General features: G+C 70.3%; 16 protein-coding genes and 1 tRNA gene. 12 read left to right on the plus strand and 5 right to left on the minus strand.

Going from position 1 to position 21577, the window contains the following annotated elements; all coding sequences use genetic code 11:
• Positions 1-133: 133 nt before the first annotated feature.
• Positions 134-1453 (minus strand): ferredoxin reductase family protein, encoded by a 1320-nt coding sequence (locus tag KGA66_RS09270; RefSeq protein WP_211466741.1) that lies wholly within the window; start codon positions 1451-1453, stop codon positions 134-136.
• A 469-nt stretch (positions 1454-1922) separates the two neighbouring features.
• On the opposite strand from KGA66_RS09270, the gene KGA66_RS09275 reads away from it, so the two are divergent.
• Both KGA66_RS09275 and KGA66_RS09280 read left to right on the plus strand, forming a co-directional pair.
• Complete coding sequence (locus KGA66_RS09275; RefSeq protein ID WP_211466743.1) at positions 1923-2576, plus strand: Rieske (2Fe-2S) protein; 654 nt, start codon at positions 1923-1925, stop codon at positions 2574-2576.
• A gap of 154 nt (positions 2577-2730) precedes the next feature.
• A complete protein-coding gene (locus tag KGA66_RS09280; protein WP_211466745.1) occupies positions 2731-4503 on the plus strand; it encodes a RyR domain-containing protein in 1773 nt (590 codons plus the stop codon).
• On the opposite strand, the gene KGA66_RS09285 is transcribed toward KGA66_RS09280, so the two are convergent.
• On the minus strand, positions 4488-5063 hold the full coding sequence (locus KGA66_RS09285) for a hypothetical protein (RefSeq protein ID WP_211466747.1): 576 nt from the start codon (positions 5061-5063) through the stop codon (positions 4488-4490). The two genes, KGA66_RS09280 and KGA66_RS09285, sit on opposite strands and share 16 nt — an antisense overlap.
• A gap of 681 nt (positions 5064-5744) precedes the next feature.
• Between KGA66_RS09285 and KGA66_RS09290 the strand changes: the two genes are divergently transcribed.
• From KGA66_RS09290 to fxsT, 4 genes are all read left to right on the plus strand, one after another.
• Positions 5745-5924: a hypothetical protein gene (locus tag KGA66_RS09290; RefSeq protein ID WP_211466749.1), complete on the plus strand. Its 180-nt coding sequence runs from the start codon at positions 5745-5747 to the stop codon at positions 5922-5924.
• A 19-nt stretch (positions 5925-5943) separates the two neighbouring features.
• Positions 5944-8394, plus strand: a complete 2451-nt coding sequence (locus KGA66_RS09295) for an FxsB family cyclophane-forming radical SAM/SPASM peptide maturase (RefSeq protein WP_211466751.1) — start codon at positions 5944-5946, stop codon at positions 8392-8394.
• Positions 8395-8650: 256 nt separating this feature from the next.
• The gene (locus KGA66_RS09300) at positions 8651-9976 is read left to right on the plus strand and encodes a TIR-like protein FxsC (RefSeq protein ID WP_211466753.1); all 1326 of its coding nucleotides are present in this window, start codon (positions 8651-8653) and stop codon (positions 9974-9976) included.
• Positions 9973-13920, plus strand: a complete 3948-nt coding sequence (gene fxsT / locus KGA66_RS09305; RefSeq protein ID WP_211466755.1) for an FxSxx-COOH system tetratricopeptide repeat protein — start codon at positions 9973-9975, stop codon at positions 13918-13920. Before KGA66_RS09300 ends, fxsT begins: the two co-directional genes overlap by 4 nt.
• 48 nt (positions 13921-13968) lie before the next feature.
• Here fxsT and KGA66_RS09310 read toward each other — a convergent pair whose 3' ends face one another.
• A complete protein-coding gene (locus tag KGA66_RS09310) occupies positions 13969-14880 on the minus strand; it encodes an alpha/beta fold hydrolase (RefSeq protein WP_211466757.1) in 912 nt (303 codons plus the stop codon).
• 539 nt (positions 14881-15419) lie between these two features.
• Between KGA66_RS09310 and KGA66_RS09315 the strand changes: the two genes are divergently transcribed.
• The 5 genes from KGA66_RS09315 to KGA66_RS09335 all read left to right on the plus strand — a co-directional run bounded on the left by KGA66_RS09315 (position 15420) and on the right by KGA66_RS09335 (position 18666).
• Entirely contained in the window at positions 15420-15722 is a 303-nt protein-coding gene (locus KGA66_RS09315) for an SHOCT domain-containing protein (protein ID WP_211466759.1), read from the plus strand.
• A complete protein-coding gene (locus tag KGA66_RS09320) occupies positions 15719-16309 on the plus strand; it encodes a hypothetical protein (RefSeq protein ID WP_211466761.1) in 591 nt (196 codons plus the stop codon). Before KGA66_RS09315 ends, KGA66_RS09320 begins: the two co-directional genes overlap by 4 nt.
• A gap of 194 nt (positions 16310-16503) precedes the next feature.
• On the plus strand, positions 16504-17730 hold the full coding sequence (argJ, locus tag KGA66_RS09325) for a bifunctional glutamate N-acetyltransferase/amino-acid acetyltransferase ArgJ (RefSeq protein ID WP_211466763.1): 1227 nt from the start codon (positions 16504-16506) through the stop codon (positions 17728-17730).
• Positions 17731-17814: 84 nt separating this feature from the next.
• Positions 17815-18012, plus strand: coding sequence for a hypothetical protein (locus KGA66_RS09330; protein ID WP_211466765.1), 198 nt, complete (start codon positions 17815-17817; stop codon positions 18010-18012).
• Between the two features lie 66 nt (positions 18013-18078).
• Complete coding sequence (locus tag KGA66_RS09335) at positions 18079-18666, plus strand: hypothetical protein (RefSeq protein ID WP_211466767.1); 588 nt, start codon at positions 18079-18081, stop codon at positions 18664-18666.
• A gap of 621 nt (positions 18667-19287) precedes the next feature.
• Here the strand turns inward: KGA66_RS09335 and KGA66_RS09340 are convergent.
• Both KGA66_RS09340 and KGA66_RS09345 read right to left on the minus strand, forming a co-directional pair.
• Positions 19288-19641 carry a hypothetical protein gene (locus KGA66_RS09340; RefSeq protein WP_211466769.1) on the minus strand — a complete coding sequence of 118 codons (354 nt, stop codon included), beginning with the start codon at positions 19639-19641 and terminating at the stop codon, positions 19288-19290.
• A gap of 171 nt (positions 19642-19812) precedes the next feature.
• A tRNA-Arg gene (locus KGA66_RS09345) sits at positions 19813-19885 on the minus strand.
• A 558-nt stretch (positions 19886-20443) separates the two neighbouring features.
• Between KGA66_RS09345 and KGA66_RS09350 the strand changes: the two genes are divergently transcribed.
• Positions 20444-21508 (plus strand): serine protein kinase RIO, encoded by a 1065-nt coding sequence (locus KGA66_RS09350; RefSeq protein WP_438822027.1) that lies wholly within the window; start codon positions 20444-20446, stop codon positions 21506-21508.
• The last annotated feature ends 69 nt before the right edge of the window (positions 21509-21577 follow it).

The following is a 21577-nucleotide window of genomic DNA, read 5'->3' on the forward strand; positions in this document are numbered from 1 at the left end:
ACCAGGACCCGAAGCCCTTCGTGTGGAAGAAATCCGCCGAGGAGATCCTCGAATCCCTGGCCCGGTACCTACGGCGCGTCACGGGCGAAGACGCACGAGACCAACTTAGTAAACGAAATTTAGAAGCGGGACACTAGAGGGTGAAGCGCTCCTGATGGATGTGGCGGCGCGGTACCCGGGCCTCCCGCAGCGCCTGCGCGGCGGCCTGGATCATGCCGGGTGACCCGCACACGAAGACGTCGCGGGACTGGATATCGGGCACGAGTGCGGTCAGCCGCGCGGCGCCGAGCGGAGCCGGCCGGGCGTCGCGGGGACCGAGCAGGTAATGCACCGTCAGCCGGCCGCCGGCGGCGAGCCATTCGAGTTCCCGGTGGAAGACGATGTCGCCGCGCCGCGAGGCCCGATACAGCAGCACCAGGTCCTCACCGGCCGCGGCCAGCGGATCGATCAGGGCGCGCAGCGGGGTGATGCCGATGCCGCCCGCGATGAGCACCACCTTGCGGCGGGTACGCAGCGCCGCGGTCATCGCCCCGTACGGCCCCTCGGCGAAGACCCGCACGCCCGGTTGCAGTTTCTGCAGCGCACGGGTGTGATCTCCCAGCGCGCCGACGGTGATCCGCAGCCATTCCCGGTTCGGAGCGGCGGACAGCGAGAAGGGATGGGCCTGCCACCAGCAGCCGGGGGTCAGGAAGCGCCAGCGGAAGTACTGCCCCGGCTCGGCCTGGAGGCGGCGCAGATTGCGGCCGGTCAGGTAGATCGACACCACGTCGTTCGACTCGCGCTGGACATCGGCCACCCGCAGGCGGTGCCGCAACGAGAACACCACCGGCTTGACCACGCGGAACGCCAGCACCGTCAACGCGACCGCCGCGTACAGACCGACCGCGAAAAGTCGCGCGCTGTAGTTGGTTTCGAAGGTGCTGCCGGCCGTGAACTCGTGCGTGAAGAACAGCACGATCGCGAGATACACCAGCAAATGCGTGTAATGCCACGTCTCGTAACGCACACGACGGCGTATCGCCCGCGCCGAGATGAAACCGATGCCGAGCAGCAGCCCGAGGCCGAGGGCGGCGTCGAACACGTAGGGCATGTCGAGGATCCTGAAGAACTCCGTCGGAGTCTTCCGCAACGAACCCGCATACCCGAGCGTGATGAGCGCCGCGTGTGCGAACAGAAGCAGCACCAGCGACTCGCCCGACGCCCGATGGGCGCCGGTCAGCCAGTCCGACCCGATCGCGCGCTCCAGCCACGGGATCCGCGCCATCAGCAGCACCTGGATCAGCACGAGATACGCGCCGAGCATGCCCGCCGCCTGCCCGGCCGCGGTGGCCTGCCCGCCGAGGTCTGCCAGCGACGTGCCCGGCGTGTCCATCCACCAGAACGCCAGCACCGCTACCGCGCCGACGCCCACCGCGCCCGCCAGCGCGGCCGCGATGTATTCGCGCGGCGGCAAGGTGCGGGTTGAGACGCGCGATCGGTGCAGCGGACGGGCGCGATACGCCATGGGCGCCGCGGACGCCATGCTGCGCAACGACTCGGCCGGCCGCCCCGGCCCGCGCGCGGACAGATGCGGCGCCGGTGGTACGGAAACGGCACGATCCACCCACTGCGCCATAGTCAGCTCCACTGCCTGAATCGGATGCGACGAGCGAGGCCCCGGCGGCGACCTCCTTGGCAGGCCTGCACGGCGCATGGACGCAAACGGTTCAGCGCGGCCGGCGTATACCCCGCGACCAGGGCGGCTGCGGCGCACGGCGCGATAGTCACGGAAAGTACAGAACCGAACACGGCCGTGATCCGTGCGGATCCTGCGACGGACGGCCGGTCCGGCCAGGGCCCGGTCGCGAAGGCACGACACGGCACATGCCGCGCATCACTCAGTACGACACCGAATATGGAACACCTGATCCGTGGAGCGCATCATGACCAGCACGCCTGACCCCACCGACCTGCCGACCACCGCCGCGCGGCGACCGGCCGCGGACTGCCGCACGAGCGCTCACGCGTGCCCGCGCTCCGGGTTCGATCGCCGCGGCCTCCTGCGCGGCGCCGCGGCCGCCGGCACCGCCGCCGTCGCCGGAGCCGGCCTGAGCGCCTGCGGCCACATCCTGTCCCCGAACGAGAACGTCGCGGACGGCGGCCACTCCGGCGCGAACACCACCGAGACCATGCCCGGAAGCCCGGCCGCGTCCGGCGCGGCCGCCAAGCCGATGAGCGGCAGCGGCGACACGATGGCCGCGAGCAAGCCCGCGCAGGCACACAGCGCCGCACCGGCCCGGCCCGCCGGTACGTACCTCGCCAAGGCCGGTCAGATCCCCGTCGGCGGCGGCATGGTCTTCGCCGACCACAACGTCGTGGTCACGCAGCCGAAAGCCGGCACGTACAAGGCGTTCAGCTCCGTGTGCACCCACGCCGGCTGCCAGTGCGACGCGGTGACCTCCGGCATGATCACCTGCCCTTGTCACGACGCCGCGTTCAGCATCAGCGACGGTTCAGTCCTGCAGGGCCCGGCCCCCACCGCGCTGCCCGCTCGCAGGATCACCGTGCAGGACGGCGAGGTCCGCCTGCAGGCGTGATCGGCCGCACGGCAGCCGCCCGCCCACCGAGTTCCGATCGCCCGCCGTCGCCGGGCGCCGCGCCGTTCCAAGCCCGCCCGCCCAGGGTAAGAAGCCTGAGATGTGGCCGGTCGGCGCTGCCGTCCGGCGGGGGCCAGACGCGGGGGGAGGCGCGGTGGCACAGACACGCCGCGAGCCGCTTTCGGCGCGCGCGATCACCACCGTCAGGCTGTTCTTCGTCGGTCTGGGGCTCAGTAGCCTGATACTCGGTTACCTCGGCCTTGGTCCCTACGTGCGCTCCCTTGAGGCGGCGAAACAGCTGCCCTCCGGCGACGACGGAACCAGCAACCTGGTCTACTTCGACGCCGAACTGTTCCTGCTCCAGTCCTATCCGCTGTCGGTGGGCGGTCCACCGCCGGGACCGCTGAACTTCGCCCGCTTCAGCGCTCCCTGCGTGGCCGCCTACACCCTCACCGAGATCGGCATCTCCGTGTCCGCGGCCCGGCTGCGGCGCTCACGCATCCGGCGGGCCAAGGGCCACGCCGTGGTCTGCGGCGCGACGAGGGCCGCCGAGGTCCTGGCCGCACGCCTGCGGGCGGAGGGAACCCGCGTGGTCACCATCGTTCCCGAGACCCTGGAACGCCCGGGCCGCGAGACACTGTGCGCGGACCCGCGCACGACGCACGCCCTGCTCGCGGCAGGTGCCCATCGCGCGGAGATGCTCTACGCCTGCCTCGACCGCGGCGAGGACAACGCGCAGGTCGCCGGGGCCGCCGAGGCCCTGCGCGCGGGCCGGGGGCGGCCGAAGCGCATCCATGTGCTGATTCCCGACCTGGAACTGTGCTCGGCGCTGCGGGCGCGGCGCTGGAGCCTGGCCGAGTCCCGCACCCGGCACCTCGGCTTCTTCAACCCGGACGAACTGGCGGCGCAGGCGACGGTTCGCGCCGACCGCGCGGCCTTCGACGGCATCACCCCGCAGATCGCGATCGTCGGCACCGGGGCCTTCGCGCGCAGCGTGCTGGTCGAGTTCGCGTGGCAGTGGGTCGCCAGAGGCGGAGCACAACGCGAACCCGCGCGGGTGATCCTCATCGGCGACGAGGCCGTCGAGACAGCCGCCGCGCTGTGCGGCCGCTACGCCTTCCTGCCCCGGGCATGCCGCATCGAGCCACGCACGGAACCGTTCGAACACGTACTCGCCGCGCGCTGGGGCGACCCGTCGCTGCGTCCGCTGCGCAGGCTCTACCTGTGCCAGGACGACGAGGGCGAAGCGCTGAAGGCCGCCCTGGACACCGCCGCCCAGCTACATGCGGCCTTCGCCGAGGTCGTCGTCCGGCTCGATCGGATGACCGCGATGGCCGCCGGCTTCCGCGGCGACCGCGGCGGCGGCGTGCTCTTCGACGCGCTCGGCGGCCAACTGCGCCTGGTGGACGTCACCGGCGAGGGCTGCGACCCCGCGCTCGTCGATGACGATCTCGCCGAGGGCTTGGCCCGCGCCTGCCATCAGCGCTATCTCACCGAACTGCTCGACGGCGGCGCGATCCCCGGCAGCACCCCGGCCCTCGTGCCCTGGGAACGTCTCGCGGAGGAGTACCGGACCGCGAACCGGGACCAGGCCGCGGACATCGGCCGCAAGCTGGCCGCGATCGGCTGCCTGCTCACCCCGCGGCGCAGCGGAAGACCCTGCTTCCGCTGGCGCGACGGCGAACTGGAACGGCTCGCCGAACTGGAACACGAGCGGTGGGCCGCCGAGCGGCTCAGCCACGGCTGGGTGTGGGGCGCTCAGCGCGACGACGCGGCGAAGCGGCATCCCGACCTGGTGCCCTGGGACCTGCTGGCGGACCGGCAGCGCGAGCGGGACCGGCGAGCCGTGCGGGACCTGCCCCGCATGCTCGCAGACGCCGGCCTGGCGATCGTGCGGATCGGCCCGGGCGACTACCCGGATCCGTGACCGCGGTGCTCCCGCCGCGCTCCGGGCGGCCAGATCACCGCGACGTGCATCCGGCGCGACCGCGCGATCTCGACGACGTGCGCCGTCCCTCCCGGCTTGGCTGAGCGGTGCCCGTCCCACACCGCGACGAGCGAGTCGACCGAGGCGAGCATCGCGTCGTTCGCCGCCACGTAGGTGTGCGGGGTCGCGGTCGGACCCTCGATCGCGCGCACCGAGTCCGCCTGCCGCAACAGCGCCGCGAACGAACTCGGCGCGCAGTCCTCGTCGGTCTGGTCGCGGTATCCGGCGGACGGCAGGATCACTTCGAGCCGGCCGCCGAGGTCGAGCAGCACCCGCGCGAAGATCCGGTCCGCGCCGGGCGCCAGGCAGCTGACTCCGACCAGGCCGGCGGCATCGGCCCCGAGCCCCCTGAGGTGGCCGCGCAGCGCCTCGGCCACCAGCCGCACCGTTTCCGGACCGAGATCCATGTGCCCGGTGACGCCGACGCGCACGGTGCGGCCCGTCGCGCGGGCCGGGCCCGCGGCCGCGGCCGGCGCCGACTTCGCCAAGGTGATACCCACAACCCCGCAGTCTGCCCGCTGAAACCACCCTCTTAACGCACTCAACACCCTGAAAAAGCCTTGAGAGGCACGGCGGCGCGACCACTCGGCCCGGTTCCCATAGTGTCCCGCGCCGGAAATCCGCCGTGAAAATCGGCCCCCGCATCCCGCCTGGCCGCGTTGCCGAAACGCCCACAGACGACCCACTGCGTTGATTGAGCACCGCGAGGGTGTTCCGGCGCCTTGCCAGCCGGGCGCGGATGACCGGACGCGCGCAGCCAGGTCGAGCAGAGTCATGCGACGGATTTCCGGCGCGGGACACCAGCGCCCGTGGCGCGAGCGGCGAGTTCCGGACCGCGCCGATTCGCCCGCTGCGCGGTCCCGCAAGTGCGGCGGATTCGTGATGTTCCGTTGGCCGCAACCGGTACTACAGGGCACTGCGTTGTGATTGAATTCACGTGTGCAAAAGCACAGGGGTGGGAAGCGCTCGGCGGTGATGCCCGCGACCGGCTTCGGCCGTGTCCGCGCAGCGAGGCCCGATTCAATCCCGTCCGGCGTCGCGACGCGCGGTCGCCCCGGTGCGCTCGAAGCCCGCCCTTCCGTCTGGCGCCAGGTAGCGCTTACTCACCCGCGTAGCCTAACCCGCGTGTCTTCGTGTTCATCCGGGCGTTGGACGGCCGTCAACCATTGACAAGCTGAAGGATGACCGTGCCCTCCACCCTGACTCAGTCCGGTCCGCAGACCCAGGTTCCGGACGTCCACAACCTCCCGCTCGGCGAACGGTCCGAGGAGAGGCTGTCGGCCACCGCCGCCATCCGCGAGCGGGTTCTGCGGAAAACCGGCTCGGGAGTCACGGCCGCCGCCTTCCAGTCCTCGATCTGATCCCGGCGGGCGGCTCGGCATGGTCGCCGGTCCCGCGGTGCTGCCGTTCCGGCACTACGTCCTGAAGCTGCACAGCAGGTGCGACCTGGCCTGCGACCACTGCTACGTCTACGAGCACGCCGACCAGTCCTGGCGCGGCCGCCCTCTCGCCCTGAGCGAGGAGGCGGCCGCGCGCATCGCCGACCGCATCGTCGAACACACCGTGCGGCACACTCTCGGGCGGATCACGGTCGTTCTGCACGGGGGCGAGCCGCTGCTCTACGGTGCCGAGCGCACTCGCGCGCTACTGTCCCTCTTCCGGGAGCGGATCACTCCTTACACGAAGCTTGATTTCAGGATCCATACCAACGCGGTGCGACTCGACCGCGATTTTCTCGACCTGTTCGCCGAGTTCGCCGTCAGCGTCGGGGTCTCGCTCGACGGTGACCGCTCCGCCAACGACCTGCACCGGCGCTACGCGAGCGGCCGCAGCAGCCATTCGCGGGTCCTGAGCGCGCTCTCGCTGTTGCGGGAACCGCGCTACCGGCATCTCTATGCCGGCATCCTGTGCACGATCGACATCAGGAACGATCCCGGCAGGGTGTACGAGGCGCTCGCCGCCGAACAGCCGCCGCGCGCTGATCTGCTCCTGCCGCATGCGACTTGGGACCATCCGCCGCTGCGCGGCGTGCGCCGGGACGAGCACGGGCCACCCGAGTACGCGGCGTGGCTGACCGCGGTCTACGACCGCTGGGCGAAGGACGGCCGGCCCTTCGCGATCCGCACCTTCGACTCCATATCCGGCATCCTGCGCGGCCGGCCGAGCCAGACCGAATCGCTGGGCCTGGCCCCCGCCGCCCTGGTCGTGATCGAGACGGACGGCAGCCTGGAACAGGCGGACTCGCTCAAGACCGCCTACGACGGCGCCGGCGCGACCGGCTTCAACGTCTTCGAGCACAGCTTCGACCAGGCCGCGGCGCACGCGGGCATCACCGCCCGGCAGGGCGGCGCCGAGTCCCTGTGCGCCACCTGCCGCGCCTGCCCCGTCGTCGAGATCTGCGGCGGCGGGCTGTACGCGCACCGGCACCGAGCCGGCAGCGGCTTCGCCAACCCCTCAGTCTACTGCGAAGATATCAAGGCAATGATCGAACATATTGAACGGGATGAAACCCGGCGCCACGCCGAAGCGGCGATCGCGCCCCACGTCGGTTCGCTGCGCGATTTCGACCTGCTGGCCTCCGGTCTCGGGGGCGAGGACGAGGTGGGCCGGCTCGGCGCACCGCAGCGCTCGATCACCAGAGAACTGGTGAAGTCCGTCGGCGAGCAGGTGCCGCCGCGATCGCCGTTCGCGGCGGCCTGGCAGGAACTGGTCCGGCTCGACCAGTCCAATCCCGCGCAACTCGGCGCGGTGCTCGCCGATCCGTATACGCGCGTGTGGGCGGTACGAGTCCTGCAACGCGAACACGAGGCGCCCGCCGACGACGAGCTCACCCGGCTCTCGGAGCTGGCCGCCGCTACCGCGCTGCTGTCCGGCGAGGCGGTCCGCCTCCCGCTGCACGTCGTCGACGGCATCGTGCACCTGCCCACGATCGGCGCGCTCGCGCTCGGCGGTCCGGCCCGTCCCGCGGCGATCGAGACCCGCAAGGACGGCACCGCGACGATCACGGCCGACCTGACCGACTACGAGATCTGCCTCGCCGAGGCCGCGGTGCGCGCCGACGCCCGCTGGCTGCCCACCCGCAGCCTGCGGGCAGGCTCCTGGTCTCTCGCCGTGCAGGACACCGACCCTTATCGCGACTGCCACCAGTGGCCCGCCGCCGGGCGCCTTTCCGACGACGAGGCCCGGCACTGGGAACAGTGCCTAGGCGAGGCGGCCGCGTTCCTGGAGGAGTCGATGCCGGCCTACCCGCCGGGGCTCCGCGCCGGTTTGAGTACCCTGATGCCATTGGCCCCCCCGCCCGCCGGTCGCGACCTGAGCGCCACGGCCCGCCACGCGTACGGGGCCGTGGGGCTGGCGATGCCCGGCGACGGTCCGACGCTCGCCCTGCTGCTGATCCACGAATTCCAGCACATCAAACTCAATGCGCTGCTGGATATGTATGACCTTTACGACACCAACGATGAGCGCAGGTACTACGCGCCGTGGCGGGACGATCCGCGGCCGCTCGAAGGGCTGCTTCAGGGTACTTATGCACATCTCGCGGTGACAGACTATTGGCGGGTACGCAGCCGCGAGAGCGCCGCCGCGCAGCGGGAAGCCGCCGAAATCCAGTTCGCCCGATGGCGGCTGCACACGGCCGAGGCGGTCGAGGAACTGCTGCGCTCCGGTTCGCTCACCGCGCTCGGCGAGCGTTTCGCCCGCGTCATGGGCGACGCGCTCGCGCCTTGGCTCGACGAACCGGTCGGGCACGGCGCGGCGGCCGCCGCGCAGCAGGCTGTGCAGGCCGACCGCGGTGCCTGGCAGGCCCGTCGGCAGGCGAACGCCGGCTGACAGTTCGCGCGGACAGCCGTGCCGCACAGGCGTCCGGTGAGGTACCCCTGTCCGCGCGCACCGTGAATTTCCCGTCCGGGCGCGAGTTACCGGGCGGCCTTCCCCAGCCTCTTCGAACCCCGGCCTCCTCGAAGGCGGCCGTGGCGTGCGCAGATCGATTCGCCACGGCCAAATTCGGAGAAACCCTTTCGCTGCCATCACAGACTTCTTACAGTGTTTGCCGGGGAGGCTAAGCGGTACGTGGGAGGGAGACCGCATGTCGGTCGGCTCGGCCGGGCCTGCCGACAGGCCTGCCCGTTTCTTCCTCAGCTACGCGCATCCACGCCGTCCCGGCCGCCGCGACGACCCGCCGGACAAGCCGGTGCGGGACTTCTACCGCGACCTTTCCGAGGAGGTCGCCGCGCTCGCCGGGCTGCCGCGCTCGGCGCCGGTCGGCTTCGCGGACTGGCAGATCCGCACCGGCCAGTACTGGCAGCGCGAACTGGGCCACGTGCTGGCGACCTGCTCGGTCTTCGTCGCGCTGTACTCCCCGGACTATTTCGGGCGCCCGATCTGCGGCCAGGAGTGGGCCGCGTTCCACCGCCGCGAGCAGACCCACCGCGCCAGCACCAGGGCGGACAAGGCCGCGATAGTCCCCGTGATGTGGCGGCCCGTGGACAGCGGCAGCATGCCGCCCGTCGCAAAACGCATCCATTACGCGCTGCCCGACGCCGGCGAACTCTACCGGCGCCGCGGCATGCGGGAACTGGTGATGCGAAGCAACCGCGAAGAGATCCGGTTCGCGTACCGCACCGCGCTGGAAGCGTTCGCCCAGCACATCGCCTGGGTCGCGGACACCGACCCGCTGCCGCCGATGGACGGCGGAATGGTGCACCTCGACCCGCACGAGAACGCCTTCGAGGGCGGTTGGAACCCGGACGATCCGCGCCCGCTGCGCTTCGTCGTCGTCGCGCCGGTGCGCGGGAAACTGCCCTCCGGGGCGAACCCGGAAATGTACGGCAACAGCCCGGAACAGTGGCGTCCCTACTGGCCCGCGAACCACACGCCGATCGCCGAGACCGCCACCCTGCTCGGCGAGGCGGACGGATTCCACCCCATCGTCGAATTCCTCGGCTCCTGCCACGATCTGCGCGACGGCGCCGAACCGAGCGCGCCCACGGTGCTGATCGTGGACCCGTGGGCCGCGCAGGACCCGGAACTGCGGCGGCAGCTCAGTGAGTTCGACCGGATCAGCCACGACAAGCCGTGGGTGCGTCTGGTGGTCCCCTGGGACAAGGAGCGATCGGGCGACGGCGACCTGGTCGACTTCCTCGAACGCGGCCTGCAGCGGGCACTGGACCGCACCCGCGCGCAATGCCGGCTGCACACTCCCGAGGCGGTCGCCGGCCTGCCCACGGTCGCGGCCTTCGGCGCCCGGCTGCCCGGGGTGATCGCCGCGGCCGAGCGCGGCTACTTCCGCAGCACCGCGACATACCCGCCCGGCAACGAAGCGCCGCCGCTGCCCCGGCTCAGCGGCGCGCCGCCCGCGGCCGGGCCGGCGGACGCGGACGCGCACGAAGCGACGGAAGGGGATGGCGAATGACCGACGAGACGCGCGGCAGGATCGTCACGTTCTACTCGTTCAAGGGCGGGACGGGGCGGACGATGGCGCTGGCGAACACCGCCTGGATCCTGGCCTCCGCCGGACTGAGGGTCCTGATGGTCGACTGGGACCTCGAGTCCCCGGGCCTGCACCGCTTCTTCGAGCCCTTCCTCGACGCCGAGACCGTCTCCGGCAACTCGGGCGTGATCGACCTGATCAAGGACTACCAGTGGGCGGTGACCCGGGCCAGCGACCGGCCGATGGACGAGCAGCGGCTGCGCGAACTGGCGCGGGTCGGCCCGCACGTGGTGCCGATGGACTGGGCCTTCCCGTCCGGGGGCTCGCTGGACCTGCTGTGCGCGGGGCGCCAGGACCGCAACTACTCCGCCGCGGTCGCCTCGCTGGACTGGGACAACTTCTACGACCGGCTCGGCGGCGGACAGTTCTTCGACGCGCTGCGCGAGGACATTCGCGCCGAGTACGACTACGCCCTCATCGACAGCCGCACCGGGCTGAGCGACGCGGCGGCGATCTGCACGGTGCACCTGCCGGACGTGCTGGTCACCTGCTTCACGCTGAGCAACCAGGGCATCGACGGCGCGGCGAGCGTGGTCAAGGAGATCACCACCGACTACGCGAACCACAACATCAGAATCCTGCCCGTACCCAGCCGCATCGACGAGGGCGAGAAGGAGAAGGCCGACACCGGGCGCCGGCTGGCCCGCTCCCGGTTCGCCTCGCTGCCCTCCGGGCTCTCACCGCAGCGGTCGGCGGAGTACTGGGGCTCGGTGGAGATCCCGTACCGGCCCTTCTACGCGTACGAGGAGATCCTGGCCACCTTCGGCGACGCGCCCGGCGTGGCCAACTCGATGCTTTCCGCCTTCGAACGGCTCACCGGGTATCTCACCGACGGCGCGGTCACCGCGTACAACCCGGTGCCCGAGGCCGAACGGCTGCGCGTCCTGGGCGCCTTCACGCGCAAACACGTCCCGGAGTCGGCCCGCCTGCTGCTCAGTTTCGTGCCGGAGAACCGGTTCTGGGCCGAGTGGATCGAGGCCGTGCTGACGAACGCCGGCGCCCAGGTGGAGCGCTTCGATCCAAACGGGGGCCCGCAGGAGCGCGCCACGGCGCTCACCTGTGACAGGATTCTGATCGTCGCGTCGGCCGCTTATATGCGTTCTGAGACTTACCGCGCGCTGAACGCCGACCTGATCGATCTCAACCGCGTCGGCGGCGCCGAGCGGGCCGTGATGCTGAACGTCGACAACGCGCGCATCGGCGAAGCCTTCGCGGCGGGCCGGATCTTCGACCTCGGTGGCCTGGGGCAGTCGCAGGCCGTGGACGCGTTGCTTCGCTCGGCGGGCCTCACCGCCGGCGCGGGCCCCGCGCCGCCGGACCGGACGAGCCCGCGCTTCCCCGGCAACACCCCGGGTGTGTTCAACGTGCCGCAACGCAACGCCAATTTCACCGGTCGCAACGCCGCCCTCGACAAGCTGCGCGAGCAACTGGTCTCGGGCAGTTCCTCGGTCCTGCTCCCGGTCGCGCTGCACGGCCTCGGCGGTGTCGGGAAGACACAGCTGGCGCTCGAGTACGCGTACCGCTTCCGAGCCGACTACGACCTGGTGTGGTGGGTCAACGCGGAGCAGGACGAGACAGTCGTCGAATCGCTCTCGCAGCTGGCCCGCCGCCTGGGTATCCCGGTCGGCGACAGCAGCGCCGCGGCCGCCGAGGACGCGGTGCAGGAACTGCGCCGGCGTGGGGCCGAGTTCCGGTGGCTGCTCGTGTTCGACAACGCGGACGAGCCCGAGCAGCTGATCCAGTTCCTGCCACGCGGCGCGAGCGGCCACACGCTGGTCACCTCGCGCAATCAGGGTTGGGCGGCGATCGCCAAGCCGCTTGAGGTCAACGTGTTCGACCGCGCCGAGAGCGTGGAATTGCTCACCCGCCGCGTCACCGGGCTCAGCGAGAGCGACGCGGACCGGGTCGCGCAGGCGCTCGGGGACCTGCCGCTGGCCGTCGAGGTCGCGGCCGCGTGGCTGAAGGTGACCGGGACACCGGTCGACGACTATCTCGACCTGCTCGACGCCCAGGCGTCCGTGGCCCTCTCGGTGACCAGGCCCGCGGATTACGCGCTGCCCGTGGAGGCCACCTGGAACATCTCCCTGGACCGGTTGCAGCAGCGTTCGCCCGCGGCGGTGCGCATGCTGCAACTGTGCGCGTTCATGGCGCCGTCGATCTCGCTCACGCTGATCCGCAGCCGGGAGATGGTGGACGCGCTGCGCGCGCACGATCCCTCGCTGCGCGAGCAGCTGGTCGTCGGCCAGGTGATCCAGGAGATCGGCCGGCTCGCGCTGGCGAAGGTCGACCGGCGCAGCAACACCATCCAGATCCACCGGCTGGTCCAGGCGGTGATCCGGGAGCAGATGCCGCCGCAGGTGCGGGAGGACACGCAGCACACGGTACACCGGATCCTCGCGGCGACCTGGCCGGACGAGCCGGACACCGACAACCCGGAGAACTGGTCCAGGTACGCGGTGATCTGGCCGCACCTGGAACCGTCCCGCGCCCTCGAATGCGTCGAGGAGCCGGTGCGCCAACTGCTCGTCGAACGAGTCAGGTACCTGTATCGCATCGGCAGCCTGGAGTCGGCGCTGGCGACCGCGAAGCCGCTGGAGGCGACCTGGCAGGCCGCCGTGGACACGCACGCTCTACCCGCCTCGGATCCCGAGCTGGAGACCGCGTTGCGACGCCAGTTGCTGAGCCTGCGCTACGAGATCGCGAACATCCAGCGCTCCCGGGGCGAGTACGTCGAGGCGCGCGAGATCGACCAGGCCGCGCTGGCGGAGCTGACCGCGGTCCTCGGCCCGGACAGTCCGCGTACCCTGATGACGGCGCGCAGCCTCGCCGCCGACCTTCGGGGCCTGAGCCGGTACGGCGATGCGCTCGCCATGGACCGGGAGACGTACAACAGCTTCCGCGAGGTGCTCGGCGAGGACGACCCGGGCACGCTGATGGCCGCGAACAATCTCGCGATCTCCTACCGCCTGGTCGGGGACTGCTTCACCGCGCTGCGGATCGACGAGGAGACCCACGCCAAGCGCAGCGAGATCCTCGGTCCCACGCACCCTCACACGCTGATCTCCGCCGGGCACCTGGCCCGTGACCTGCGCGAGGCCGGGCAGTTCGAGCGCTCGGTGACGCAACTGGAGGCGGCCCTGAGCTCCTTCCAGCGGCTCGGCCGGACCCTGCCGGAGACGCTGCGCACCGCCAAGTCGCTCGCCGTCTCGCTGCGGCGCGCCGGGCAGGTCACGCGGGCACGGGCACTGACCGAGGAGACGTACGCGCTGTACGTCAGCGAATCCGAGGCCGAGACGCCGGACGCTTTCGCGTGCCTTCTCAACCACGCCGCGGACCTGTCAGTGCACGAAGAAAAGCGCGACGCCGTGGACGAGACCCGCAGGGTGCACGAGGCGTACCGGTCCACGTACGGCGAGGAGCACCCGTACACGCTGATGTGTCTGACGAACCTTTCGATGTACGAGCGCGGCACCAGGCGGTTTGACAGCGCGGTGGTGCACGCGCGCCAGGCCCACGACGGACTGCTGCGCACGGTCGGCGAGCAGCATCCGTATACGCTGTGCGCCGCGCTGAACCTGGCGAACGCCCTGGCCGAACTGGCGCGGTTCACCGACGCGCTCGCGCTGGAGACCGGCGCGAGCGAGGGGCTGTCGGCGCGCCTCGGCGAAACCCACCCGGACGTGCTGATCGCGCAGGCGAACCTCGCGGTGACGCTGCGCCAGCTCGGCCGCTCCAGGGAGGCGGACGCGCTGCGGGAGCGCGCGGTGGCGGCCCTGGCCGAGAAACTGGGCGCCGAGCACCCGAACACCAAGGCCGTCCGCGGCGGCAAACGGGTCAGCCGGGACCTGGAACCGCAGCCGATCTGACCGGCGGCACCGCAGGTGCCACGGAACCCGGACCCGGTGCCCGCGCGATCACAGGCCGGTCCACCGGCCGCGCTCCGACTCGCCCGGCTGGAGCGCGCCCACCGCCAGCCAACTGAGCACACGCGGCAGTACGGCCACCGCGCCGAAGTGCGCCGCGCCGTGCGAGGCGATGAACGCGACGTGCCGGATCCGTTCGGCCAGCCAGCGGCTGTGGCCGATCGGCGCGAAGACGTCCTGGGTGCCGTGCCACAGCAGCACCGGGGCCTCGATCTGGCTCAGGTCGAAGCCCCACGGCGCGATGAAGGCGAGCGTGTCGTCGGTCCACCCGGCCGCCGACTCGCGGAACGCCTCCGCGAAATTCGACGCCAGCATGCTCTTGATGCCGAAGTCGGAGACCACCCGCCGGTCGGCCTCGGGCAGTTGCGGGTCGAGGAAGTCGAGCATCGAGGCCGGGTTCGCCCGGGCCGCGGCGGCCTTGACCTCGTACCATTCGGCCAGCCGGTCGGCTCCCGTGTCCGCGATGGCGTAGGCGTGCCGGTTCGCCGGGGTCATGCCCGCGTGCCACTCCAGGCCGGCCGCGTTGCGCGGCGCGATCCCGACGAGCACGGCGGCGCGGGTGACCCGGTGCGGCAGCAGGGCGGCGCACGCCAGCGCGTGCGGCCCGCCGCCGGAGCGCCCGACCACCGCGAAGCGCTCCACGCCCAGGGCGTCCGCGACCGCCTCGACGTCCGCCGCGGCGTCGGCGACTGCCCGGCCGGCATGCCGGTCGGAGCCGCCGTATCCGGGCCGGTCGTACGCCAGCAGCCTGATTCCGCGGCGGTAGAGCACCGCGCCGCGCGGGCGCGGGCCGACCCTGCTGCCGGGCGTTCCGTGCAGCAGGAACACCGGATGGCCGCGCGGATCCCCCCACTGTTCGACGGTCAGCCGCCGCCCGTCCTTCGTGATCAGAGCCTGCGTCATCGCTTCCTTATACGTCGTGACCACCCCCAGCGCCACGGCCCGCCCGCCTGGAGCGGGTTATCACACCCGCGGTTATTCCCAAAGGTCGCGGCGCATATCCCGATCTCGACCGCGCCGCCGGTACGCGCACGCATCCACCCTCGATGCCACTCCTCGACGGTACGCCGACAAACGTCACGGCGAGGCCTGACTCGACGGATACCACCGATTTCGCTTCTCCCACGCGGACCGGTCCTGCTTTCCTGTCGCATGCCGGCGGCCTGCCGCGCACTGCCGCGCTCATCTGCGCGCCGGCTGATTCGAACCCGAAAGCCCGGTTGAACACCGGCCGGGAGCACCGGGGGCAGATCGGCCCCGGGTCGGCGGGCCACTCGTCCCTATCGCCATGGGCTGTCCGCGACGATCGTGTAAATGAGCACAGGTTCCACAGCATGCGCGGCCGAACCGCCGGGCGCACGCACCGACGGTCACAGGCGCAGCAGGATGCCCGAGACGGCATGGCCGCACGCCGGATCCGGCGCCGAGAGAAGTGATTGACCATGATGTACTGGTACGGCGACCACGGTATGAGCGGCTGGGCCTGGGGCCTGGCCACGATCGGCATGATCGTCTTCTGGGGTGTGCTGATCGCCGCGGGCGTGGCCCTCTTCCGTTACCTGGCGCACGGTCCGCGGCAGCAGAACCACGCCGCACCCGGCGCCGGGATCACTGCGCACTCCGCGCCGCCTGCGCCGCCCGCCTCGCCTGAGGCGATCCTTGCCGAGCGCTTCGCCCGAGGTGAGATCGACGAAGAGGAGTACCACGCGCGCTTGGCCACGTTGCGCGGCACGGTCCGTACGTGAGAACGCACGGCACGACGGGATCGTCGCGGCGCCGGACCTTCTGGATCGGCGCCGCGGCCGCGGTCGTGCTCGGCCTCGGTTCGACGGCGCTGGCGGCCGCCGCGACCGGCGGTTTCGACCGCACGTCCGCGGCGGCCGGGTGCCGGCCGCCCGCGCTGACCGGGAGTGTCGTCCGCGTCACGGTGACCGACATGGGCTCGATGATGACGGACGGGACGATGATGGGCGGGGCGCGGTTCGGCGACGCTGGCCGCATGGCCGTCATCGACAACCCGCAGGCCGTGCCCGCGGGCGCGGTCTCGCTGTGGGTCGCCAACGTCGGGATGCGCGCCCACGAGATACTGGTCCTCCCTCTTGCCGCCGGCCGGGGCGCCGGAGAACGCGCCGTCGGAGCGGACGGACGCGTGGACGAATCCAGCAGCCTTGGCGAATCCTCGCGCTCCTGCGCCGAGGGCGCAGGCGACGGGATCGCCCCTGGCGCCACCGGCTGGGTCACCCTCACCCTGGCCACCGGACGCTACGAACTGCTGTGCAACATCCCCGGCCACTACGCGGCCGGGGCTTACACGGAACTCGACGTGAACTGACGATCCACGCGAGCCGGTGTGACAGCGGACACTGCGCCGGGCCGGGCGGCCGCCTGGTTTCGGTGTCGACCTGCGAGGCGGCGTGTTCGCTTACGAAGCGGGTTTCTGAAAACCTCTCAGGGTAAGTCCCGTGGCCCCCGCGCGCCCGCGCGGCGTCGTGGAACAACCCAGAACTCGAAGACGGAAAGCAGTCCATGGTGGAGATCTCACGGTTCGCGCCGGCCGCGTTCCCGCGGCTGGCCCGAGTGCCCGGAGTCAGCGCGGCGACCGCGTCCTGTGCTTTCAAGTCCGGCGACCAGCGCGACCTGTTGCTGGTCGCGCTGCGTCCCGGTACCGCGGTGGCAGGCGTCTTCACTCAGTCCACGGTCACGTCGGCCGCGGTGCAGAGTTCGAAGCGCAGCGTCCGCGGCGGGCGCGCACGCGCTCTCGTCGTGCATTCGGGCAACGCCAACGCGCTGACCGGCCGGCACGGAAAGGTCCTCGTCGAGCGTATGTGCCAGACCGTCGGCGACTCGCTCGGCTGCCCGCCGGACGAGGTGCTGATGGCGGCGACCGGCATCATCGGCCAGCGGGTCACCGACGAGCAGTTGCTCGGCCGCCTGCCGGACCTGGCCGGGGACCTCGGCGAGGTGGACTGGGAGCAGGCGGTAGAAGCCATCCGCACCACCGATACGTTTTCGAAGGGCAGCACGCGCGCCTTCACCGTGGGCGACCGGCAGGTCTCCGTCTCCGGGATCGCCAAAGGCGCCGGGATGATCGCGCCGGACATGGCCACCATGCTGTGCTTCCTGTTCACCGACGCGGCGGTCGAGCCGGACGAATTGCAGCGTCTGCTCACTTACGCGAACGCCCGCAGCTTCCGGCGCATCACCGTGGACGGCGACGAGTCGACCAGCGACACGATGCTCGCCTTCGCGACCGCGCACACCGATCTGGCTGCGGGAGGCGACCGGGACGCGGCCCTGGGCCAGCTGCGTGAGGCGCTGGCCGAGGTGGCGTTCGACCTGGCGATGCAGGTGGTGAAGGACGGCGAGGGCATCTCGAAGCTGATCGAGGTCACCGTGCGGGGCGCGCGCACCGAGGGCGACGCCTTTGCGATGTCCAAGGCGATCGCCGAGTCCCCGCTGGTGAAGACCGCGGTCGCGGGCGGGCACGCGAACTGGGGGCGCATCGCGATGGCGATCGGCAAGACGCACCGGCCGGTCGACCAGGACCGGCTGTCCGTGTGGCTGGGCCCGCACCAGGTGGTCGTCGACGGCGATCAGAACGACGAACTCGACCTGGACGCATTGGCCGCCTACATGAAGTCCGACTCGATCGCGATCGCCGCCGACGTCGCCATGGGCCACGAGAGCAGCACCGTGTGGACCTGCGACCTGACGCATCAGTATATCGACATCAATGCCTACTACATGACCTGACGGGTACCGGCGACGCCGGGTGCGGCGACGCCTCGCCGTCGAAGTAGCCCGCGCCCGGGCCGGACCCAGTCTGGCGACACCACGATGCCGCTGTACTCGGGCAGTGGCATCCCCACGGGCACACTCAATGTGATCGAGAAGGACCTGGAACGGGCGTGCGCGAAGGGAGGGCCGACGTGCTCGGCCTATCCCGCCGGTGATGTCGCGGACGACGTCGACGCGCTCGAGCATCGCTTGGTTACCGCACAGGGGCCCGCCTCGATGTCGATGGACGAGAAGTAGTAGCCGCGCGGCCCGACATTCAGGCTCGACCTGGCGCAATCGCGGCTCGGCATGACGCCGTTGTGGGTGCTCGCGCCGCGCCACGGCTGTCACGTCGTGGTGTGGATCAACGGCGAGCGGCTGCACGATCCGTACGAGCACCACGAGACTGCACACCCGTTCTGGCACGCTCAGGCGCGCGTGTCCGTCGCTATGGAGGGGCTCGATGAACGACTGTGGTTGTTCGGGGCTCACTTCTCGCCGTTCGTGCCGCGTATCCGGGTAGATGAGGCGTACGCCACCAGTGATCTGGCGGACGGGCGGCTGGTGATCGGCGGCGGGGACTTCAACGATGACGCGCTGTTGGATCCGATGCCGGATCGAAGCTGGATGCCCGCGTACAAGCGGATGCGGCACATGCGACCGGGCGGGGAGAGCGCGGCGAGTGTGCTGAACGCTGCGCAGTTCTTGGATGTGGCTGCGGCGCTGTTCCCGGACGTGCCTCGCGAGCCCACGGCCGGGTTCGAGCATGAAGCGCCGTTGCGCTGCGATCGGCAGTACGTGTGCCACCGGCTGCGCGAGACCCCTCGTGCCTACGCGCGCCTGCCCTATGACCCGGCGCTGTCGGACCACTGCGGCATTCACGCCCGGTACGACCTATCGGCAGTCCTCTAGCACGTAACAGTGCCCGTAGACCTGGCGCGCGGCGTCAACGTCACCCGCCGGGCTGCTCATCACGGGCGTTCGCGGGAATCCATGGTGGCCGGGTGCCCGGGTGCCCGTCCGAGGGGCGCGCCAAGCCTCGGCAAGTTCACCAACGCGTGCATACTCCACTTCATTGACATTCGCGAACTCAATCGCGCCTACAGACTGATCGCGGCTTGGTTCGGGCACGCGGACGCATCGTTCACGCACCGCGACCATGTGCGCGGGCGGAAGACCTTATAGATGCGCGTGACACTGAGACGCTCGCGTTCAGCCCGAAAGAAGATCCAAAAAGCAGTTGTGACGTTTTGTGACTTCACTGGTGTCACAGGGTCTTGCTATATCATCAGCTTGAGAAGTTCTTAGACTTCCCACCTGCGGTAACACTGTGATCGAAGGGCGCACCCGGAGGGATTCGAACCCCCTTAGATCCGTAGAGCTCGAAAATCCGTGCACTAACTTTGCAGTACGCGCGCCACCTGCTCAAGCGCGGCGCACGCGACGCCAGCTGAGACCGTGAGTCGGGCTGAACTGAGACCCAGACTGAGACCGAACGTCCGCTCGCGATGCCAGCTCACAGCCACCGCAGGCTCAGTCGATGTCGCCCCACAGCTCATCAGCGTCGTCCAGCTGCTCGTAGCCCTCCAGTGGATCGTCAGCCCCGGGTACGATTCCGATAATCTCTGCGCCCTTGTGGTTACCGATGACCAAATTGAACCGGTGGCCTGCGGAGCATGACAGGTCGATCCGCACAAACCCGCCGCGCGTACCGACGGGACTCACGTACTCATCCCTGTCCGGCTCCATCACGATCGCGTCGTGATCTCCGCCATCCCCTCTGAAGCGATCGACAACGTCGCTTCCGCACCGCGGGCAATGCAGTTGCCACGCCAAGTCGGCCCGCCAGCCAGTCTGGGGTTGGAGTACGTCGGGGTGATCAAGCATCTATGTATTCTGCGACAGTCATGCGGTCACGCGGTAGCCGACACGCCGATCAGACGACCAACATCCACCTAAACCCGCTCATTCCGTGCGACTCTGAGGACACACCTAACCCCAACTGAGACCAGAAAGGCCCCGCTATTTTCGGCGGGGCCTTCTTTCCTGGTCAGACTGCGCGCTCGGAGGGATTCGAACCCCCAACCTTTTGATCCGTAGTCAAATGCTCTATCCGTTGAGCTACGAGCGCTGGGCGCCAACGACGGAACCTTCCCGCCACTTGCCGACCCGTCGAGTGTACATGGTCCGGGGGGTGGGTCAGCAAACCGTTAGTCCGGAGCAGGGAACCGGACGCTGCGGCGAACCGGAGCTGCTGCCAGCCGACTGCGGCAGACGGGCTGGTGCCGGACATCGCCGGGTTGCGCTGCTGAGGCGGACCGGCGGCCGCAGGGCCGGGCGGGGCCAACTCGTCGCAGCGCGCACGGCGACCGAGCGCGACGCGCCCGGGCCCGAACTCGGAAAAGCATTTGCGGGGCGCACGGTAGCGCGGCAGACTCTGCCGAAAGTGCAAGCCGACGAGCGCAGGAGGTGCCCGATGGCCAACGTCGTTGTCATGGGCTCGGCCCAGCCACTCCTCACCGCTTCGCCTCGGTTCTGAACCAAGCAGCACTTCCGGCACGCGCACGGCGCGGCCCACCCCCTTCCGGCGAAGCGGAATCCACTCGCTTCTTTGGGAGATATTCCGGTGCGCAAGCACTCATTTGATGACGAAACCGACACCTCCGGTTACAGCGATGACGACGCCGCGCTGGCCGACGACTACAAGGGGCGCGGTGGTCGCCGGTCCCGGCCCCGCAGAGCACGGCGCTTGGATGACGAGAACGAGACTCCTTCGCAACTGCGGACACGGCGGGGACGGCTCACCGACCTGGAACGGGCGCGGCTGGCGACCGCACAGCGGGACTCCGAGGACGAACTCGCGCTGCCGGAGGGCGCCGACCGCTGGTCCACCTGGGGCCAAGGCGAAGTCGGCCCGCAACCGCACCCGTCGTGGCTGATCACCGCGCAAGCAGCCGTCGACACCCAACTCGGCGTCGTGAAGACCGGCAAGGAAGCCGAAGTACACCTGATCGAGCGGTGGCTGCCAGAAGGCGCGACGGCGACCGCTTACCCGAGCGAGGTCGGTGGCGCGGATGAGCAGCGACCGACTCCGCAGCCACAACCACAACCACAACCACAACCACGACGTCTGTTGCTCGCCGAGAAGCGGTACCGCAGCGCTGAACACCGCCTCTTCCACCGCGACGCCGGTTACCTCGAAGGCCGCCGGACGCGGGAATCCCGGATAGATCGGGCGATGGCGAACCGGACGACATTCGGACGCAAGCTCATCGCGGAGCAGTGGGCAGCCGCCGAATTCACCGCCCTGTGCGAGCTGTGGCAGGCCGGGGCGCCGGTCCCATATCCCGTCTCCCGGCTGGGGACCGACTTGGTACTGGAGTTCATCGGAGACACGGACGGCGGCGCCGCGCCGCGCCTCGCACAGGTGCGGCCGGACATTGAGCAGCTTGTCGACCTGTGGGAACAGCTCATCGACGCGCTGACCTGCGTGGCACACGCGGGCTTCACGCACGGCGACCTGTCGGCGTACAACCTGCTGGTCCACGAGGGTTGCCTCGTGCTGATCGACCTGCCGCAGGTCGTGGACCTCGTCAAGAATCCGCGCGGCGGCGAACTGCTCGCACGCGACGTGCACAACATCGCCGACTGGTTCATGGCGCGCGGACTGCCGGACGCGGCGTATCGCACCGATCAGTTGCTGCTCTTGTTACGCGATGAGGCAGGGATAAGCAGTCCCGGAGGAGCAGGCTAGCGGCCGCCCGCGCGCGGCTACCTTCGTCTAGGCGAATATAGAGCAAAGCGAAGACTCGGCTAGAGAGCC

Source organism: Actinocrinis puniceicyclus, assembly GCF_018283645.1.
Classification (GTDB): Bacteria; Actinomycetota; Actinomycetes; order Streptomycetales; family Catenulisporaceae; genus Actinocrinis; species Actinocrinis puniceicyclus.

Coding starts and splice junctions, on each gene's coding strand:
- KGA66_RS09310 (WP_211466757.1), bottom strand. CDS start 14,880: ATGACGCAGGCTCTGATCACGAAGGACGGGCGGCGGCTGACCGTCGAA.
- KGA66_RS09315 (WP_211466759.1), top strand. CDS start 15,420: ATGATGTACTGGTACGGCGACCACGGTATGAGCGGCTGGGCCTGGGGC.
- argJ (WP_211466763.1), top strand. CDS start 16,504: ATGGTGGAGATCTCACGGTTCGCGCCGGCCGCGTTCCCGCGGCTGGCC.
- KGA66_RS09330 (WP_211466765.1), top strand. CDS start 17,815: ATGCCGCTGTACTCGGGCAGTGGCATCCCCACGGGCACACTCAATGTG.
- KGA66_RS09275 (WP_211466743.1), top strand. CDS start 1,923: ATGACCAGCACGCCTGACCCCACCGACCTGCCGACCACCGCCGCGCGG.
- KGA66_RS09340 (WP_211466769.1), bottom strand. CDS start 19,641: ATGCTTGATCACCCCGACGTACTCCAACCCCAGACTGGCTGGCGGGCC.
- fxsT (WP_211466755.1), top strand. CDS start 9,973: ATGACCGACGAGACGCGCGGCAGGATCGTCACGTTCTACTCGTTCAAG.
- KGA66_RS09300 (WP_211466753.1), top strand. CDS start 8,651: ATGTCGGTCGGCTCGGCCGGGCCTGCCGACAGGCCTGCCCGTTTCTTC.
- KGA66_RS09295 (WP_211466751.1), top strand. CDS start 5,944: ATGGTCGCCGGTCCCGCGGTGCTGCCGTTCCGGCACTACGTCCTGAAG.
- KGA66_RS09290 (WP_211466749.1), top strand. CDS start 5,745: ATGACCGTGCCCTCCACCCTGACTCAGTCCGGTCCGCAGACCCAGGTT.